The sequence below is a fragment of the Chryseobacterium potabilaquae genome (genome assembly GCF_902728265.1).
GTDB classification, from domain to species: Bacteria; Bacteroidota; Bacteroidia; order Flavobacteriales; family Weeksellaceae; genus Chryseobacterium; species Chryseobacterium potabilaquae.
Genome location: NZ_CACVBR010000125.1, coordinates 1 through 677, shown reverse-complemented (window position 1 = coordinate 677; position 677 = coordinate 1). Strand labels below are relative to the sequence as shown.

1 protein-coding gene is annotated in these 677 nt (G+C 35.7%); it reads left to right on the top strand.

Features of this window, described 5'->3' with window-relative positions:
- Positions 1-62: 62 nt before the first annotated feature.
- A complete protein-coding gene (locus CHRY9293_RS18465; RefSeq protein WP_162034318.1) occupies positions 63-398 on the top strand; it encodes a hypothetical protein in 336 nt (111 codons plus the stop codon).
- Positions 399-677: the final 279 nt, after the last annotated feature.

Genomic DNA, 677 nt, shown 5'->3' with positions numbered 1-677 from the left:
TGGTTTTATAAACACCACAACAATCTCAAAAAAAGGGTTGCCACCTTATAGCTATTATTATTATGAAAAATGTATTCAACAAAAACGCAAAAGTAATCGCTACTACAGTATTAGCTGCTGTTATTACAATCTCAATGAGCTTCAAATCTCAGGAGAAAATTGAAGCAAATGCTAACGAAACAGCTGCTTCCATCCAAAATGCTCAAATAAAAAATGTAAGTCAAGCAAAATGGCCGGCTGCTGCAGTTGGAGCTAGTGCAGCTGCAGTTGGAGCTCTCGTTCAAGTAGCCAATTTTGCTACAAACCACTTTTTCGGAGGAGGGAGAGCAATGGATGAAAGTACAAACGAAAAAGATCTTATCAATTCTGAGCAGATCAAAGCAAGCCAGTTTGATTAATCAAACCAATTTCATTTTTAATGAACCAGGTCTCTATTAAAACTGGTTTTATAAACACCACAACAATCTCAAAAAAAGGGTTGCCACCTTATAGCTATTATTATTATGAAAAATGTATTCAACAAAAACGCAAAAGTAATCGCTACTACAGCATTAGCTGCTGTTATTACAATCTCAATGAGCTTCAAATCTCAGGAGAAAATTGAAGCAAATGCTAACGAAACAGCTGCTTCCATCCAAAATGCTCAAATAAAAAATGTAAGTCAAGCAAAATGGCCG

Coding starts and splice junctions, on each gene's coding strand:
- CHRY9293_RS18465 (WP_162034318.1), top strand. CDS start 63: ATGAAAAATGTATTCAACAAAAACGCAAAAGTAATCGCTACTACAGTA.